This is a genomic window from Kitasatospora sp. NPDC057518, assembly GCF_042802075.1.
GTDB lineage: Bacteria > Actinomycetota > Actinomycetes > Streptomycetales > Streptomycetaceae > Kitasatospora.
In genome coordinates this window covers 1-16,897 of record NZ_JBHVEU010000049.1, presented here as the reverse complement: position 1 = coordinate 16,897, position 16,897 = coordinate 1, and the positions used below count along the sequence as shown (strand labels likewise).

The following is a 16,897-nucleotide window of genomic DNA, read 5'->3' as shown; positions in this document are numbered from 1 at the left end:
CCGTTCCTACCGTTCCCATCGCTCCCCGTCCGCGCCTGGCACTTCCCGACCGAGGACTCCATGCGTCTGCGCAGCAGCTCGATCCGCGCGAAGATCATCGCGCTGCTCCTGGTGCCCATCGTCGCGCTCGCCGCGCTGTGGGCCTACGCGACGATCGCCACCACCGGGGACGTCTGGAACCAGCTCGGGATCAGCCGTACGTACAAGGAGTTCGCGGGCCCGGTCGACCAGTACACCGGGGACCTGCAGAACGAGCGCCGCGCCGCCGTCCAGCGCCTGGCCGACCCGCGCTCGCCGGCCGCCAGGGACGGCTACGAGCGGGCCAAGGCCGCCACCGACCGCAGCCTGGACGTGCTGCGGCAGAAGAAGGACACCTCCGCGGGCAAGCTCTCCGCCCCGCAGCGCGGCCGCTTCGTGCAGATCGTCGCCGCCGCCGACCAGCTCGGACCGCTCCGCGCCCAGGTCGGCCGCTCCGCGCTGAACTGGGAGTTCGCGCTGGGCCAGTACAGCGACCTGGTCAAGCCGGTGTTCGGCTTCCGGTCCGCCTACGTCGCCCGGCAGAGCGGCCAACTCCCGCGTCAGGGCACCATCCTGATCGAGCTGGTGCGCGCCCGCGAGTACCTGTCGCAGGAGGACGCGGCGATGGAGGGCCTGCGCACCGGCGTCGCCAAGCCCACCGCCGAGCAGTACCAGGTCGCGCTGGACGCCCTGCACAACCAGCAGGCGCTGTTCACCGTCTACGTCGCCGAACTCGACCCCGCCGACCAGTCCGACTACGTCGCGCTGCGCGGCGGCGAGGCCTGGGGCGCGCTGGCCCGCGCCGAGGCGGACTTCGTCGGCGCCGGCGGCCCCGAGCGGGTGGTCCAGGCGCTCAACAGCGACTCCTGGCGGGTGACCGCCGACCGGGCGCTCGGCGACCTCGCCTCGATCAACAGCCGGATCTCCGCAGGGCTGGACGAGCGCGCGCGGTCCGCCTCGATGGGACTGCTGTGGCGCGGCGGCATCGCCGGTGCCATCGGCCTGGTCGCCGTGGTGCTGTCGATCATGATCTCGTTCCGGATCGGCCGCGGCCTCGCCCGCCAGCTGATCGGCCTGCGCAACGCGGCCCACGAGCTGGCCGGCACCCGGCTGCCGTCCGTCATGCTGCGGCTGCGCCGCGGCGAGCCGGTGGACGTGGCCACCGAGGCCCCCGAGCTGCACTTCGGGGACGCCGAGATCGGCCAGGTCGGCCAGGCCTTCAACGCGGTGCAACGCGCCGCCGTCGAGGCCGCCGTCGAACAGGCCGAACTGCGGCGCGGGGTCTCGGCGGTGTTCGTCAACCTGGCCCGGCGCAGCCAGGTGCTGCTGCACCGCCAGCTCACCCTGCTCGACACCATGGAGCGCCGCACCGAGGACCCGGCGGAGCTGGAGGACCTCTTCAAGGTCGACCACCTCACCACCCGCATGCGCCGGCACGCCGAGGGCCTGATCATCCTGGCCGGCGGCTCGCCCGGGCGCGCCTGGCGCAAGCCGGTCCGGATGGTGGACGTGGTCCGGGCGGCGGTCGGCGAGGTCGAGGACTACGCCCGGGTGATCGTCCGGCCGTTCCCCGGCACCGGCCTGCTCGGCAGCGCCGTCGCGGACGTCACCCACCTGGTCGCCGAACTCGTCGAGAACGCCGCTGTGTTCTCCCCGCCGAGCACCCAGGTCACCGTCCAGGGCGAGGTGGTGGCGCACGGCTTCGCGCTGGAGATCGACGACCGCGGCCTCGGGCTGAGCGAGCAGCTGCTCGCCGAGATCAACGAACGCCTCGCCGTGGAGCAGGAGTTCGACCTCGCCGACACCGACCGGCTGGGCCTGTTCGTGGTCAGCCGGCTGGCCCGCCGGCACGGCATCCGGGTGCACCTGCGGCCGTCCCCGTACGGCGGGACGACGGCGGTGGTGCTGATCCCGCGCGAGCTGCTCGCGGAGGCCCCGGACGGGCGGCCGGAGCCGGGCACGGCCGGGCAGCGGCCCGCGGCGGGCGGCCGGCGCGGGCAGCGGGACCTGGTGGCGGTGCCCGGGTCGGGTGGTGCTTCCCCGTCGGCGGCTCCGTCGGCACGCCCGTCGGCTCCCTCGTCGGCGTCCGCGGTCGGTTCCGTCGGTTCCGCCGGTGCCGGTGGTGACGCGGACGGCAGGTACCGCGGGGCGACGGGAGGGCCGCGGCCCTCCGCGCCGGACGCGGGCCGGACGGCGGGCGGACTGCCGCGCCGGGTCTCGCGCGGCAAGGGCGGGCCGGTGCTGGTCCCCGCGCCCGCGGCGGATACCGAGGACGCGCCGGGGCCGGGGCGGCACCGGCGGGAGGACGTCGTGGTGGCCGCGGCCGAGGCGGCCGTCGCGGATGCCGAGGCCGGCGGAGCTACCGGGGCCGTCGGGCGGACCGATTCGGCCGCGGTTCCGCCCGCGGGTGCCGCTCCCCGGACGGCGGGCGGCCTGCCCCGGCGGGTCCGGCAGGCGAACCTGGCGCCGCAGCTCAGGGAGCAGCTCACGGAACAGCTGAAGGAACGGTTCCGCAACGGAGCCGGTACCGGAGCCGATGGCGAGGCCGGAGGCGCGTCGGCCGTAGGTGCCCAGGACGGCGGGGAGGCCCGGGAGGTCCGGGAACGCTCCCCCGAGGAGGCCAGGGCGACCTTCGCCTCCTTCCAGCGCGGCTTCACCCGGGGGCGAGGGGCCACGGCCCCGGCGGACCGTACGGTCGGCTCCCCGGGCCGCCCCGGTGCGCCGACGGACCGGACCGGCGCTCCGTTGACGGATCGTCCCGGCACACCCGACGATCGTGCCGTGCGGGGGACCGGACGGCCCACCGCCGTACCGGCCTGGCAGCCGCCCGACCGGTCCCGGCGGGCGATCGCCCCGGCGCCCGCCCCGGCGGCGCTGCCCGCGCCGCGGGACACCGGCCGGGCGCCGCTCGTCCGGCGGGTACCGCCCGGGCAGCCGGTCCGCCGGACCCCGGACACCGCCGTACCCGCACCACCCGCTTCATCCGCACCACCTGCACCACCCGCTCCACACGCACCACCCGCTCCAGCGGAAGGAACTGATTCATGACCACGTCGATGCAGTCGTCAGGGGACCTCAACTGGCTCCTGGACGACCTGGTGGGGCGCGTCGCGGCCCTGCGGCACGCGGTGATCCTCTCCAACGACGGCCTGGCCACCGGCGCCTCCCGCGACCTCGACCGCGAGGACGCCGAGCACCTGGCCGCCGTCGCCGCCGGGTTCCACAGCCTGGCGAAGGGCGCCGGCGGGCACTTCAGGGTCGGCGGCGTCCGGCAGACCATGGTGGAGCTGGACGAGGCCTTCCTGTTCATCACGGCCGCCGGCGACGGCAGCTGCCTGGCCGTGCTGAGCGAGGCCGAGGCGGACATCGGCCAGATCGCGTACGAGATGGCGCTGCTGGTCAAGCGGGTCGGCGAGCACATGGCCGCCGAGCCGCGCACCGAAACCGCCCCGCCGGTGAGATGAGCGGTCCGATGGCGGATCCGAAGGCGGATGAGCCGGACGGCCCGGAGACGCCGGACGGCCCCCAGGTGCCGGTGGGTACGGCCGGGCCGTCCGGCAGCGGCGGTTCCTCCGGCGTCGGCGGTTCGTCGGGCACCGGCGGTTCCTCCGGTGCCCGCGGTCCGTCCGGCAGTGGCGGTTCGGACGCCGCCGACCGCCCGGACGGCCAGGAAGGCCAGGACGGCGAGGTCGACCCGGACGGGCCCGACGTCGACCTGTTCCGGCCGCGCACCCCGGTCGACGACCGCTGGTTCGACGACGAGGCCGGCCCGGTGGTGCGGCTCTACTCGATGACCCGCGGCCGCACCCGGCCGGTCGAGGAGGGGCTGTTCGACCTGATCTCGCTGGTCACCGCCGTCGATCCCGGGCCGGTCGCGGGGGCCGTGCCCGCGCACGTCCTCGACCCGGAGCACCAGACGCTGCTCACCCTGTGCCGCCGCGAGCCGCTCTCCGTCGCCGAGCTCGGCTCCTACACCGACCTGCCGGTCAGCGTGGTGCGGGTGCTGCTCGGCGACCTCTACGACGCCGAGCTGATCAGCGTCACCCGACCCGTTCCGCTCGCCGAGCTGCCGGACGAGCGCCTGCTGCGAGACGTGATCAATGGACTCCGTGCGCTCTGACCCCCGCCCCCGCCCGGAGGGCACCGTGCCCGATCCGAACGGCACCGCGTCCCACCCGGCGAACGCCAACGACCCGCGCTGGCGCGGCGGTCCGGCCGTCGCGGTGAAGATCCTGGTCGCGGGCGGCTTCGGCGCGGGCAAGACCACGCTGGTCGGATCGGTCAGCGAGATCCGGCCGTTGCGGACCGAGGAGGAGCTCAGCGAGCTGGGCCGCCCGGTCGACGACACCTCGGGGGTGGAGGCGAAGCGCACCACCACCGTCGCGATGGACTTCGGCCGGATCGATCTGCGGCCGGGCCTCGCGCTCTACCTGTTCGGCACGCCCGGGCAGGACCGGTTCTGGTTCGTCTGGGACGAGTTGGCCCGCGGCGCGCTCGGCGCCCTGGTGCTCGCGGACACCCGGCGGCTGGCCGACTGCTTCCCGTCGGTGGACTTCTTCGAGCAGCGCGGCATCCCGTTCCTGGTCGCGGTGAACTGCTTCGAGGGCACCGAGCGGTTCTCTCCGGACGAGGTCCGCGAGGCACTCGACCTCGACCCGGACATCCCGGTGGTGCTCTGCGACGCGCGGCTGCGGCAGGACGGCAAGGACCTGCTCGTCGCGCTGGTCGAGCACGCCGCCGCCGGCCGGCACCGCCGCGCCCCGGTCGGCGCCTGAGGGCGGCTCGGCCCCGGCCGGACCCGGCTCGGTCCGGTCGGAGCAGGTCCGGCTCCGGCCGGGGTCGACCCGCGCTCCGGCTCGACAACGGGTGAAGGACGGCTGGGCGACCGCCGTACGACGGGCGTGCGAAGAGTCGGCAGGTCAGCGCGCCGACCTGCCCCTTCCGCCCGGCGTCTCATTCCACCGTCCGCATCGTGGACGATCACTGCGCCGAAGGTTGCCTAGACCGGCCCGGCCGTGGAAGGCTCTGTGGACGAAGGCCGCCCGGCCATGCCGTCGGGGGCGCCGGAAACGCCCCGTTCGTACGGGCGTTGCAACCGGCGGACGGCCTTCGACGAACCGGCGAGGCATCGTCGGCGGGCACCGTCAACGGTGCGCCGCCGTGTGGAGAACGAGGGGGAGGGCAGCAGGATGACCGTCGGCCGACGACGCATCACCACCGCCGTGCCCGGCTCCCCGCTGCCCGGTGCCCCCATGCCCGGCGTCGCCGTGCCCGGTGCCGCCGATCCGGCGCTCACCGTCCGCCGCTACATCGACCACGCGCTGATCTGCAGCGCGTGTTGTCGCTGACCGGCCTGACCTTCCCGGTACGTCCCCGGCGCTGACGGCCCACCCGGCCCTCTCGGTCCACCGTCCGACGCACCGCCGAAACCCGTCGACCAGGCCGTAGCGGACCGCCCGTCCGGCGTGCCCGCGGCCGACCAACCGGACCCGCCCAGCGGAGAGACCACCAGTGAACATCGTCTGCCCCAGCACCACCCCCGGCATCGTCGGCCGTACCCGAACGGCCGGGTCGGCCCCCGCGATGCGCGCGGGTGGACGGACCGGACGGTGGAACCGGTGCGGGAGCCGCGCCGTGGACAGCCGGCGGGGTCGCCTCGACCTCGAGCCGTTCTGGCCGTCCCGGCAGCCGCACCTGTTCGATCAGACGTGTCCCGGCTCGCCCAGCGCGTCCCGGCCCTCCGCCCGCTGATCCGGTTCGTTCCGGTCCAGCCCAGGCAGTACGCCCGGTCGACGCGCAGACGACTCCACCCCGTCCGTCACGCGCGAAATGAGCGGCACACCATGTCTTCTTCCTCCACGGCCACCCTGCCCCTGCCCACCGCGACCCCGCACCTGCGCGCGGTCCGCTCCGTCCCGCCGGTCTCCTCCGTCCCCGCCACCGTGCCGGTCGGTCCCGGCGCGTCCGGGGCCGCGGGACCGTCCGTCCCCCCGGCGTCGCTGTCCGACCGATGGCCCGGGGTGGCGACCCGTCCGCCCTATGCCGGACCGACCCACGCCGGAACGGCCCACGTCGGCCCGGCCCATGTCGGACCGACCCGTCCGGCGACCGGCCCGGCACCCGCAGCCGCGCAGCCGGGAGTGACCGTCCCGCAGGTGCCCCAGGCGCTGCTCGCCGCGCTGCCGGAGGGGGCGGCCGTCGTCGCCACCCTGCCGCAGGGCGCGCTGCCGCAGGGCCTGCTCGCCCAGTACGGAATCCAGTTCGGCGGCGTGAACGGCGGCGCGATGGTCGGGTACCTGGTGCTGGTGCCGACCGAGGGACCGGCGGCGCAGGTCGTCGGCCTGCCGGGGGCTCCGGCCGGTGTCGGGGCGGCCGCCCCGTCCGGAACCCACATGCTCCCCGGGGCCCACCCGGCCCACGGGGCGCAGCCGACGACCGGCGGGCCCGCCGGCCAGACCGTGGCCGGGGTCCGTCCGGTCCGCCCGGCCGGGCGCGGCATCGCCGTCGACACCGAGCGGCGCAACGCCTACGTCGACGGGCGGCTGCTCGACCTCACCTACCTGGAGTTCGAGCTGCTGGCCCACCTCACCGAGCACCCGCAGCGGGTGCACACCCGGGACCACCTGGTCTCCGCGGTCTGGGGCTACGGCCACGTCGGGGACGGGCGGACGGTCGACGTGCACGTAGCCCGGCTGCGCCGCAAGCTCGGACCGGCCTACCGGGACACCATCGTGACGGTCCGCCGGGTCGGCTACAAGTACACCCCGGCCGCGGTCTGACGGCTGGTTCCGGCCTGACGGCGGATCTGACAGCCGATCTGACGGTCGGTCCGGCGTCCGATCTGGCAGCCGGTCGCCAACGGCCTCTTGCCGCCGGTCGGTTGAAATTCGGCCGGTCGAAGCAGCGGACCGCTCGTCCTGGACACGGACGGGCGGCCCGCTGCTTCGTCGCGCTCCGGCGGCGCGGAAGACGCGCCGGGAGCGTCAGCCGCGCTGGTCCGGCGGGAGCAGGAGGACGGCGAGGGCGTCGGCGCAGCCGCGGGCGTGGCCGAGGAACCAGTCCAGCCGGTCGTCGGTGAGGTGCGCGGGCGTCGAACGGACCGCCAGCGCGAACCGCGCCTGCCCGGCGCCGTCCAGGACGGGCACGGCCACCGTCCGCACCCCGGCGGTCGACTCGCCGTCGTTGAGCGCGTACCCGGCCGTCCGGACCTTCGCCAACTCCTCCTCCAGGAGCGCCGGTTCGGTGATCGTGCGGTCGGTGAAGGAGGCCAGCGGGCCGAGTGTCGAGGGCGTCGTCTCGCCCGGGCGGGGCCAGGCCAGCAGGACCTTGCCGAGCGCCGTGGAGTGCAGTGGGCGGCGCAGGCCCAGTCCGGTGTCCGGGCGGACCGATCCGCCGACCAGGATCACCGCGTGCGCGCCGCTGCGGATCGCCAGGTCGGCGGTGGCCTTGGTGCGCCGGGACAGCAGCTCCAGCTCGGGCCCGGCGAGGTGCAACCCGCGCTGGTGGAAGGTGAGCTGGCCGAGTTCGGCGACGGCCGGACCGAGCCGGTAGCGGGCGGTCTGCTCGTCCTGCTCCAGGAACCCGGCGCTGACCAGCGTGCGGGCCAGCCGGTGCGCGGTGGAGACCGACAGGCCCATCCGGCGGGCCAGGTCCGAGGCGCTCAGGTCGGGGCCGTTGTCATGGAAGCAGTGCAGCAGTCCGAGCGCGCGCTGGACGGCCTGCGCACCGGCCGGCGGACTCTGGACGGCGGTGGCGGCCCCGGGCATGGCACCTCGCGTTTCGGTTCGGAACTCCGGCCCGGCGGCCGGAGGCGGTCTCAGCGTAGGGCAGCCGGTGCTGCGGGAATGTGTCGACGACGTTGCAATGGAATGGCGTTGATGAACAACCGATCCCATCATGTGGCAAAGACTTGCCTCGGGCTCGTCCGCCGTGGAACGCTCCTGGCATCGCGCCGGACGGCCACTCGGTCCAGGCGGCGCCTGCCCCGACTCTGCGGAAGGAGAAGCACCGTGACGTCCCACCGGTGTCTCCCCTCCCGTGCGTGTTGTCGCTGACCGACGCCTCCCGCGCCACCTGCCTTCCTCCCTGCATCGTGGCGTACAACTTCCTTGCGCACCAGGCTTCCTGTGCCTTCGTGCGGTAATCGATCCCGAGCTCCTCCGGCTGTCGTCGGAGCCCCCGTAGAGGACCAACTCCGTTGTCCAGTCGCATCCAGAACGCCTCCCCGCTTCCCGACACCCTCTGGTTCACCCGCTGCCCGGTGCCCACCGCGACCGGGATCGCCGCCGACCAGGGGTGGCTCGCCCAGGAGTTCGCCGCCGACGGCATCGCCGTCCGCTCCTTGCAGGACGCTCCGCCGGAGGTGGCGGCGGACCACCACTACACCCACGCGCTGACCGGACTGTTCCGGGAGGGCGGCAACGTCCCCGCGCTGTGGGCCCGTTCGCGCGGCGAGGCGACCAGGCTGATCGGCCTCACCTGGATCGAGGAGCGCCAGGTGGTGCTGGTGCGGGCCGGCAGCGGCGTGACCGAACCGGCGCAGCTGCGCGGACTGCGGCTGGCGGTGCCGCATCATGACATCGGCATCGACTTCTGGCGGGCGATGGCGCTGGCCGGCCTCCGCGGCGCCCTCGGGCTCGCGGGCCTCACCCTGGCGGACGCCGAGCTGGTGGACGTCCCGGGCGTCCCGGGTGGCGGGCAGTGGTCCGCGGAGCTGGCCGCCCTGCGGGACGGGGTGGTGGACGCGGTGTACGTGAAGGGGGCGCTCGCCGTCGAGGCGGCCCGCCGGATCGGTGCGGAGGTGGCCGTGGAGCTGGACGCGGCGCCGGACCGCCGGGCCCGGGTCAACAACGGCACCCCGCGGCCGGTCACCGTCCACCAGCGGCTGCTGGACGAGCAGCCCGAGCTGGTCGCCCGGTTCCTCGCGGTGCTGCTGGAGGCCGCCGACTGGGCGGCGGAGCACCCGGAGGAGGTGGTCCGGATCCTGCGGGCCGAGACCGGTGCCGGGGCCGAGGGCGTCGCCGGGGCCTATGCGCCGGGCAGTCACCGCACCCTGCACCTGGACCTGTCGGCGGAGCGGCTGGAGCTGCTGGCGCTGCAGGAACGGTTCCTCGGGGAGCAGGGCTTCCTCGCCGCGCCGGTGGACGTCCGGGCGTGGGCCGACCCGGAGCCGCTCCGTGCGGCCCGCGAGCTGCTGCGTGCGCGGCGTGCGGGTGAGGGTGCGGGTGTCGCTGCCAGCACCGACACGAGCGGCGCCGCAGGTTCGGGTGCGGGCGCCGACAGCGTTCGGATCACAGACTTCAGGTAACAGCGTTCAGCTAACAGATTTCAAAAGTTGTCAGCTGTCGGCTGTCATCTGTCACTCACATGGAGACCCCCGTGAAGACCCCTCGCCTCGCCCTCGCCGCCACCGCGCTGCTCGCCTCCACCGCCCTGGCCGCCTGCGGCTCGTCCGCCGACGGGGCCAAGGCCTCCGCCGAAGGCGGGGCCGGTGGCAAGGCCGACGTGGTGCTCCGCCTGCCCGACCCCGGCAACAACGGCTTCCTCGCCCGCGGCAAGAAGGACGGTTCGCTGGACCGGGCCCTGGCGGCCGTCCACGCCAAGGTCGCCTGGACCGGCAGCGCCGGCCCCTTCGCCCCCGCCGCCCAGGCCCTCTCCGCCGACCAGCTGGACGTCGCCCAGGGCTCGATCACCTCGGCCGTCGCCGCGCTCGCCCAGAAGCCCGGCTTCAAGCTGTTCGCCCAGACCGCGCCCGACGGCGTCGGCGAGGGGATCCTGGTGAAGAACGACTCGCCCGTCAAGTCCGTCCAGGACCTGGTCGGCCGGAAGGTCGCCGTCTCCCAGGGCGGCACCAGCGAGTACCTGCTGCTCAAGGCGCTGGCGAAGAACGGGGTCCCGGCCGACAAGGTGGAGCGGGTCTACCTGCGCGCCGACCAGACCTCCGGGGTCTTCAACTCCGGCCAGGTGGACGCCTGGGCGACCTGGAACACCTTCTCGACGCCCGCCATCGCCAACGCCGGCGCGCACTTCCTGGTCAACGGCGAGGAGGTCGGCTCCGACAACTACGCCGTCTGGGCGGTGCGCAACGGCTTCGCCGACAAGCACCCCGAGGTGGTCAAGGCGTTCTACACCTACCTGCGCGAGAACGGCGAGAAGGAGAAGGCCGACCCGGCCGGCTACCTCAACGTGTTCACCGACGCCGGCCCGACCGCCGTCACCCCCGCCGAGAAGGACGTCGCGGTGAACGTCAGCAGGCAGGGGACCCCGGCCGACGCCATCTCCGACGCCGACACCGCCCGGTTCGGGACGGTCGCCCAGTTCTTCGCGGACCAGAAGGTCACCAAGCAGCTGGTGGACGTCAAGCCCTACCTGATCGACGTCAACAGGCTCGGGGACGGTGCCAAGTGACCACCGCGACCGAGAAGTTCACCCCCGAGGACACCCGGGCCGCCCTCGACGCCGGCCTGGTCGCCCCGCAGAGCCGGCGGCACCGGCCCCGCCCCCGCGCGCTGGCCGTGACCCTGCGCACCGTCGGTCCGCTCGCCCTACTCGGCGGCTGGGCGCTCGCGTCCGCCACCGGCGCGCTGACCCAGGACGTGCTCGCCTCGCCCGCCCAGGTCGCCCAGGCCGTGGGGGAGTTGTGGGGCAACGGTCAGCTGACCGACGCCCTGTCCGTCTCCCTCACCCGGGCCGGGCTCGGCCTGTTCTTCGGCGCGACCACCGGGCTGGTGCTCGGCGTGGTCACCGGATTCACCCGGCTCGGCGAGGAGTTGCTCGACTCCGCGATCCAGATCCTGCGGACCGTCCCGTTCCTGGCCCTCGTCCCGCTGTTCATGGTGTGGTTCGGCATCACGGAGACCGCGAAGGTGGCCCTGATCGGGGTCGCCACCAGCTTCCCGATGTACGTATCCGCCTCGGGCGGGGTCCGCAGCACCGACCGCAAACTGGTCGAGGCGATGCGCAGCTTCGGCCTCGGCCGCTGGGCGATCGTGCGCACCGTCGTGCTGCCCGGTGCGCTGCCCTCGCTGCTGTCCGGACTGCGCCTGTCGATGACGCTCAGCGTGATCGCCCTGATCGCCGCCGAGGAGATCAACTCCACCGAGGGCATCGGGTACTTGATGGCCCAGGCGCAGAACTACTCGCGCACCGACGTCCTCGCCGTCTGCATCCTGATCTACGGGCTGCTCGGCCTCGCCGCCGACGGCATCGTCCGAGTCCTGGAGCGCGTGCTGATGCCGTGGCGCCAGGCCGTCCAGGGAGCGGCCCGATGACCGCCGACACGACCACCGCCGCCACCCTCGCCCCCTCCTCGCCCCGTTCGCCCGCTCCTCCCTCGGCGACCGAGCGGACGGCCCCGGCCGTCCACCTGCGCGGCCTGCGCCGGGTGTTCGGCACCCGGGCGGTCCTCGACGGGGTCGACCTCTCCATCGCCCGCGGCGAGTTCGTCGCCCTGCTCGGCGCCAGCGGAACCGGCAAGACCACGCTGCTGCGCATCCTCGGGGCGCTCGACCAGGCCGACGAGGGCACCGTGCTCGTCCCGCCGGTCCGTACCGTGGTGTTCCAGGAGCCCCGGCTGGTGCCGTCCAAGCGGGTGCTGGCCAATGTCACGGTCGGCCTCCCGCGCGGCGCCGCGACCCGGGAGACCGGGCTGAAGGCACTCGCCGAGGTCGGCCTGGAGCGGCACGCCGAGGCCTGGCCGGCCACCCTCTCCGGCGGTGAGGCGCAGCGCGTCGCGCTCGCCCGGGCACTCGTCCGCGAGCCGCAACTCCTGCTGCTGGACGAACCGTTCGCCGCCCTGGACGCGCTCACCCGACTGCGCATGCAGGACCTCGTCGGCGACCTGGTGCGCCGCCACCGCCCGGCGGTCCTGCTGGTCACCCACGACGTGGACGAGGCCGTACGGCTCGCCGACCGGGTCGTGGTCCTGCGCGACGGCCTGCTCGCCCGGGACGAGGCCGTCACCGTCGAGAGCCCGCGCGATCCGGCCGACCCCGCCTTCGCCGACCTGCGGCGCCGTCTGCTCGCCGACCTCGGCGTCCACTGACGTCCGCGACCCCCCGCTTTCCCCGACCATCCCCCGATCCCGCCTGCCTTTCCACAAGCCAGGCCAGCACCACCGGAGTTGACCAGATGACCGTCACCCTCGGCGTCCACGCCAGCAACCCCTCGCTCTACTATCTCGCCCGACTCCCGTACCTGGACGAGGAGCTGGCCCCGCTCGGTGAGACCGGCGCCTTCCACCACTACGCGGACGGCACCCGCACCGGCGCCCTGCTCGCCGAGGGCGTCATCGACTTCGGCGGCACCGGCTCCACCCCGCCGATCACCGCCCAGGCGGCCGGCCACGACCTGGTCTACGCGGCGGTCTCGGCGCCCCGCCCGGACCACGGCGCCCTGCTGGTGCTGGACTCCGGTCCGGTGCGGACGGTCGCGGACCTCAAGGGCGGCACCGTCGTCCTCTCCGTCGGTTCCTGGCAGACCCACCTGCTCGCCAAGGCCCTGCACGCCCAGGGGCTCTCGTACGGCGAGGACGTCACCCCGGCGCGCCCGGCGGCCGGTGAGGACCAGGCCCGGCGGCTGCGCGACGGCGAGATCGCCGGCTGGATCGCCCAGGGCGCCGAACTCGCCGCGGCCCGCCGCACCGGGGAGTTCCGTGAACTGGTCCGCACCGGTGACGTCATCACCGACCGCTCGGTGTTCTTCACCCGTCGGGAGTTCGCGACCGGGCGCCCCGAGGTGGTCGCCGCGATCGCGACCGCGCTGCGCCGGGCGGACGCCTGGGTGGCCGCCAACCCGGCCGAGGCCGCCGCGATCGCCGCCGAGAACCTGGGCGGCACGGCCGCCGACTGGCAGTCCGCGCTGGTCGCACTGCCCTGGCGACTGGAGCCCGCCACGGCCGGGTTCGTCGCCGAGCAGCAGGAGGCCGCGGACATCTTCCACGGTGTGGGCTTCATCGACCGGGCGCTGACCGTCGCCGACGCCCACCTCTCCGCGCTGGAGGCCCCGGTGGCCGCCGCGCTCGCGAAGGCGGTCTGACCCATGGCCTCCGAAGTCCTCTGGTACATCATCCCGCGCGAGGGCCACTACCCCTGGGAGCCGGCCGGACGCCGCCCGGTGGACCTCCGCTACCTCCAGCAACTGGCGGGCAGCGTCGAGCGGTTGGGCTACACCGGCGCCCTGCTCGCGACCGACCTGTACGACGTCTGGACGCTCGGCAGCGCGCTCGCCGCCGCCACCACCCCGGCCTTCAAGCCGCTGCTGGCCGTCCACCCGGGGCTGGTCTCGCCCACCCTGCTGGCCAAGATGGCGCTCAGCTTCGACCACCTGCACGGCGGCCGACTGCGCTTCAACGTGGTGAACGGCTCGACCGCGCAACTGCGCGAGTACGGCCTGGACGTCGAGCACGACGACCGCTACCGGCTCAGCGGCGAGTACTGGTCGATCGTCAAGCGCCTCACGGCGGGCGAAGTCTTCGACCACAAGGGCGAGTTCTACGAGCTGAAGAACGCGGGCGCGAGCCTGCGCGAGCTGGCCCCGGCGCAGCCCGGCGGCATTCCGCTCTGGTTCGGTGGCAGTTCGGCGGCCGGCATCGAGATGGCGGCCGAGCACGTGGACGTCTACCTGACCTGGGGCGAGCCGCCGCACCTGCTCAAGGAGAAGCTGGACCTGGTCCGCGAGCGCGCCGCCGCCCACGGCCGGAGCCTGCGGATCGGACTGCGGCTGCACCTGATCGTCCGCGACACCGAGGACGAGGCCTGGGCGGCCGCCGACCGGCTGCTGGACGTCACCAGCGAGGCCACCTACGCGCGCCAGCTGGGCGGGGCGAAGGGGGAGGACGGGGTCGGCTGGCAGCGGCAGTTCCGCCAGCACGGGGGCAAGGTGCCGGCCCGGGCCCGCGAGCTGGAGGCCTACCCCAACCTCTGGCCGGGGATGAGCCTGTTCCGCCCCGGCCCCGGCACGGCGGTGGTCGGTTCGACGGCCCAGGTGATCGAGCGCCTGCAGGAGTTCGAGGCGCTGGGTGTCGACACCTTCATCCTGTCGGGCAACCCGCTGCTGGAGGAGGCCCACCGGGTTGCAGAAACGGTTCTGCCGGCCCTGGGCGTCACGCGGCCGGCGGCGAACAGGTGACGGCTGACAAGTAACAGATATCAGCGAACAGATAACAGCTGACAGCTGACAGATTTCGAAATCTGTCAGCTGTCAGCTGTCAGCTGTCATCCGTCGATCGTCAGCCGTCAGCCAACGCCTCCCGCTCCGCCGGAGGCGCCTCGGCTCAGCGGCTCAGCCGGTCGATCTCCGCCAGCTCCTCAGCCGTCAGCGGGCCGCCCGCCAGCGCGTCGAGGTTCTGGTCCAGCTGGGCCACGCTGCTCGCGCCGATGATCACCGAGACCACCCGCGGGTCCCGCAGCACCCAGCACAGCGCCAGCTGCGCCAGCGTCTGCCCGCGCCCCTCGGCGACCTTGGCCAGCGCCCGCAGCCGGTCCAGCTTCGGCCCGGCCAGCGCCTCCTCGGTGAGGAACTTCCCGACCGACATCCGCGAGCCCGCCGGCACCTCCCCGGCCAGGTAGCGGTCGGTCAGCAGCCCCTGGGCCAGCGGCGAGTACGCGATGAGGCTGGTCCGGGTGTCGCCCACCGCGTCCAGCACGCCGTGGTCCTCCACGTACCGGTTGAGGATCGAGTACGCCGACTGGTTCATCAGCACCGGCGTCCCCAGCTCGCGCAGGATCGCCACCGCCTCCCGGTGCTGCTCCGCCGGGTAGTTGGAGATCGCGGCGTACAGCGCCTTGCCCGAGCGCACCGCGCTGTCGAGCGCCCCCATCGTCTCCTCGATCGGGGTGTCCGGGTCGTACCGGTGCGAGTAGAAGACGTCGACGTAGTCCAGGCCCATCCGGTCCAGCGACTGGTCGAGGCTGGCCAGCAGGTACTTGCGGCTGCCGCCGTTGCCGTACGGGCCGGGCCACATGTCCCAGCCGGCCTTGGTGGCGATGAACAGCTCGTCCCGGTACGGCCGGAAGTCCTGGGCGAACAGGTAGCCGAAGTTGCGCTCGGCGCTGCCGTACGGCGGGCCGTAGTTGTTGGCCAGGTCGAAGTGGGTGACGCCCCGGTCGAAGGCCCGGCGGAGCACCGCCCGCTGCACCTCCAGCGGCTGGGCGTCACCGAAGTTGTGCCAGAGCCCGAGCGATACGGCGGGCAGCTGGACGCCGCTGTGGCCGGCCTTCCGATAGGTCATCGAGTCATAGCGGTCATCCGCGGCGAGGTAGCTCATGCCGGACATCTTGCCAGTCGGCCGTGGCGGATCAAGCCCTTGCCCCGTCCCCGGCCGGTGCCTATGCTCGCGGAGGATCGTGCGCGTGCGAGGCGAGGGGGAGGCGAGATGGCAGTCCGGACCGTGACCGCCGCCGCAGCCCGCTGTTGTTGTCGCCGCCACCGCAGCACCGTCCGCTGACGCCACCCGCGTGCCCTGCCGCCCGAGCGGCGCGCCGCCCGTCCCGTCAGCCGCTCCGCCGGTGCCCGCCCGTGGGAGTGCGGCGCCGGACCACGTACCGGCTCCCCGTGCCCCGCGCGGCCCGTCGGCCCCCGGGCTCCACCGGCCCCGTCAAGCCCGGCCCGGTCTGCGCCGAACCCCTTCCCGAGGGCTCCTCCTCGATCCCCTCCGACTCCGTCCCGAGCCCCTCCCGAGCCCCTCCCGAGCGTTCAAGGAGACCGCCGTGCGGTTCACCGTCTCGTCCCTCGTCGCCAACGCCCCCGATCCGGTCACCGGTGTCCGGCGCACCCCGGAGCAGAAGCTCCACAACGTCATCGACCAGGCGGTCCTCGCCGAGCGGCTCGGCTACGACGGCTACGGGGTGGGGGAGCGGCACGGCGAGCCGTTCCTCTCCCCGGCCCCGCCCCTGCTGCTCAGCGCGATCGCCGCCCGCACCTCCACCATCCGGCTGTTCACCACGGTGACGGTGCTCAGCATCCTCGACCCGGTCCGGGTCGCCGAGGACTACGCGATGCTCGACCAACTCTCCGGTGGCCGACTTGAGTTGATCGTCGGCAAGGGCAACGACCCGCGCCACTTCGGGCTGTTCGGCCTTCCCGAGGAGCGCCAGTGGGAGGCGCTCGCCGAGAACTACGGTCTGCTGCGCAGGCTCTGGCGCGAGGAGAAGGTGACCTGGGAGGGCTCGACCCGCCCGCCGCTCCGGGACGCCACCGTCTGGCCGCGCCCGCTCCAGGACCCGATCCCGGTGTGGCACGGCAGCGCGACCAGCACGCGGTCCACCGACCTCGCGGCCCGCCACGGCGACCCGCTCTTCTCCGCCAACTCCTTCCACCCGCTGGAGAAGTACCGGGCGCTGGTCGACCACTACCGCGAGCGCTGGGAGTACTACGGGCACGACCCGGAGCGCGCCAGGGTGGGCGCGAGCTTCGGCGGACTGTACGTCGCCAAGCGCTCGCAGGACGCGGTCGAGGGCTTCCGCCCGTACTGGAACGCCCTGTTCGACTCGGCCGCCGGCCGGCACAACAACTCGCCGTTCACGTCGCTGGAGGACGCGCTGGAGCGCGGTTCGGCCCTGGTCGGCAGTCCGCAGCAGGTGATCGAGAAGATCCACCGCTACCACGAGGCCTTCGGCAACGAGGTGGTCGGCATCGGGGTGGACGCGCTCACCGAGGGGGCGCAGCGCGAGCAACTGGAGCTGTTCGCGAGCGAGGTGGCCCCGGAGGTCCGCCGCGCGCTGCCGTAGTCGCCCGCGTCCGGCGCCCGCCCGCGCAGTGCGCCGTGCACCCCCTACGCGGCGTGACGCCGGCCACCGTCCGTGACGTGACGCGCGCCACCAGGCGCGCCGGAATGCCGCTCGGCGGTGCGGGGGATGACGAACGGTCGAGGGGCCGTGGC

At 74.1% G+C, this 16,897-nt stretch carries 15 protein-coding genes; 13 read left to right on the top strand and 2 right to left on the bottom strand.

What is annotated here, in order from left to right; all coding sequences use genetic code 11:
- Positions 1-60: 60 nt before the first annotated feature.
- The 6 genes from ACFU7Z_RS07880 (at position 61) to ACFU7Z_RS07855 (ending at position 6,797) form a co-directional block, all read left to right on the top strand.
- A complete protein-coding gene (locus ACFU7Z_RS07880) occupies positions 61-3,066 on the top strand; it encodes a nitrate- and nitrite sensing domain-containing protein (protein ID WP_380776924.1) in 3,006 nt (1,001 codons plus the stop codon).
- The gene (locus ACFU7Z_RS07875) at positions 3,063-3,482 is read left to right on the top strand and encodes a roadblock/LC7 domain-containing protein (protein ID WP_380776922.1); all 420 of its coding nucleotides are present in this window, start codon (positions 3,063-3,065) and stop codon (positions 3,480-3,482) included. Before ACFU7Z_RS07880 ends, ACFU7Z_RS07875 begins: the two co-directional genes overlap by 4 nt.
- Before the next feature lie 8 nt (positions 3,483-3,490).
- A complete protein-coding gene (locus tag ACFU7Z_RS07870) occupies positions 3,491-4,138 on the top strand; it encodes a DUF742 domain-containing protein (RefSeq protein WP_380776920.1) in 648 nt (215 codons plus the stop codon).
- 25 nt (positions 4,139-4,163) lie between these two features.
- A complete protein-coding gene (locus ACFU7Z_RS07865) occupies positions 4,164-4,793 on the top strand; it encodes an ATP/GTP-binding protein (protein ID WP_380776918.1) in 630 nt (209 codons plus the stop codon).
- Positions 4,794-5,207: 414 nt separating this feature from the next.
- Positions 5,208-5,366: a hypothetical protein gene (locus tag ACFU7Z_RS07860; protein ID WP_380776917.1), complete on the top strand. Its 159-nt coding sequence runs from the start codon at positions 5,208-5,210 to the stop codon at positions 5,364-5,366.
- 672 nt (positions 5,367-6,038) lie between these two features.
- Positions 6,039-6,797 (top strand): winged helix-turn-helix domain-containing protein, encoded by a 759-nt coding sequence (locus tag ACFU7Z_RS07855; protein ID WP_380776938.1) that lies wholly within the window; start codon positions 6,039-6,041, stop codon positions 6,795-6,797.
- Between the two features lie 204 nt (positions 6,798-7,001).
- On the opposite strand, the gene ACFU7Z_RS07850 is transcribed toward ACFU7Z_RS07855, so the two are convergent.
- Positions 7,002-7,784, bottom strand: coding sequence for an IclR family transcriptional regulator (locus ACFU7Z_RS07850; protein WP_049652177.1), 783 nt, complete (start codon positions 7,782-7,784; stop codon positions 7,002-7,004).
- Positions 7,785-8,215: 431 nt separating this feature from the next.
- On the opposite strand from ACFU7Z_RS07850, the gene ACFU7Z_RS07845 reads away from it, so the two are divergent.
- The 6 genes from ACFU7Z_RS07845 to ACFU7Z_RS07820 all read left to right on the top strand — a co-directional run bounded on the left by ACFU7Z_RS07845 (position 8,216) and on the right by ACFU7Z_RS07820 (position 14,145).
- Positions 8,216-9,325, top strand: coding sequence for an ABC transporter substrate-binding protein (locus tag ACFU7Z_RS07845; RefSeq protein ID WP_380776915.1), 1,110 nt, complete (start codon positions 8,216-8,218; stop codon positions 9,323-9,325).
- Positions 9,326-9,384: 59 nt separating this feature from the next.
- Entirely contained in the window at positions 9,385-10,425 is a 1,041-nt protein-coding gene (locus ACFU7Z_RS07840; protein WP_380776913.1) for an NrtA/SsuA/CpmA family ABC transporter substrate-binding protein, read from the top strand.
- Positions 10,422-11,288 carry an ABC transporter permease gene (locus ACFU7Z_RS07835; protein ID WP_074004287.1) on the top strand — a complete coding sequence of 289 codons (867 nt, stop codon included), beginning with the start codon at positions 10,422-10,424 and terminating at the stop codon, positions 11,286-11,288. Before ACFU7Z_RS07840 ends, ACFU7Z_RS07835 begins: the two co-directional genes overlap by 4 nt.
- Complete coding sequence (locus ACFU7Z_RS07830) at positions 11,285-12,061, top strand: ABC transporter ATP-binding protein (protein WP_380776911.1); 777 nt, start codon at positions 11,285-11,287, stop codon at positions 12,059-12,061. Before ACFU7Z_RS07835 ends, ACFU7Z_RS07830 begins: the two co-directional genes overlap by 4 nt.
- A gap of 86 nt (positions 12,062-12,147) precedes the next feature.
- The gene (locus ACFU7Z_RS07825) at positions 12,148-13,053 is read left to right on the top strand and encodes an ABC transporter substrate-binding protein (protein WP_380776909.1); all 906 of its coding nucleotides are present in this window, start codon (positions 12,148-12,150) and stop codon (positions 13,051-13,053) included.
- Positions 13,054-13,056: 3 nt separating this feature from the next.
- Positions 13,057-14,145: an LLM class flavin-dependent oxidoreductase gene (locus ACFU7Z_RS07820; RefSeq protein ID WP_380776907.1), complete on the top strand. Its 1,089-nt coding sequence runs from the start codon at positions 13,057-13,059 to the stop codon at positions 14,143-14,145.
- A gap of 145 nt (positions 14,146-14,290) precedes the next feature.
- Here ACFU7Z_RS07820 and ACFU7Z_RS07815 read toward each other — a convergent pair whose 3' ends face one another.
- Positions 14,291-15,283 carry an aldo/keto reductase gene (locus tag ACFU7Z_RS07815; protein ID WP_380776905.1) on the bottom strand — a complete coding sequence of 331 codons (993 nt, stop codon included), beginning with the start codon at positions 15,281-15,283 and terminating at the stop codon, positions 14,291-14,293.
- A 442-nt stretch (positions 15,284-15,725) separates the two neighbouring features.
- Between ACFU7Z_RS07815 and ACFU7Z_RS07810 the strand changes: the two genes are divergently transcribed.
- Positions 15,726-16,745 carry an LLM class flavin-dependent oxidoreductase gene (locus tag ACFU7Z_RS07810; RefSeq protein ID WP_074004290.1) on the top strand — a complete coding sequence of 340 codons (1,020 nt, stop codon included), beginning with the start codon at positions 15,726-15,728 and terminating at the stop codon, positions 16,743-16,745.
- Positions 16,746-16,897 lie beyond the last annotated feature (152 nt).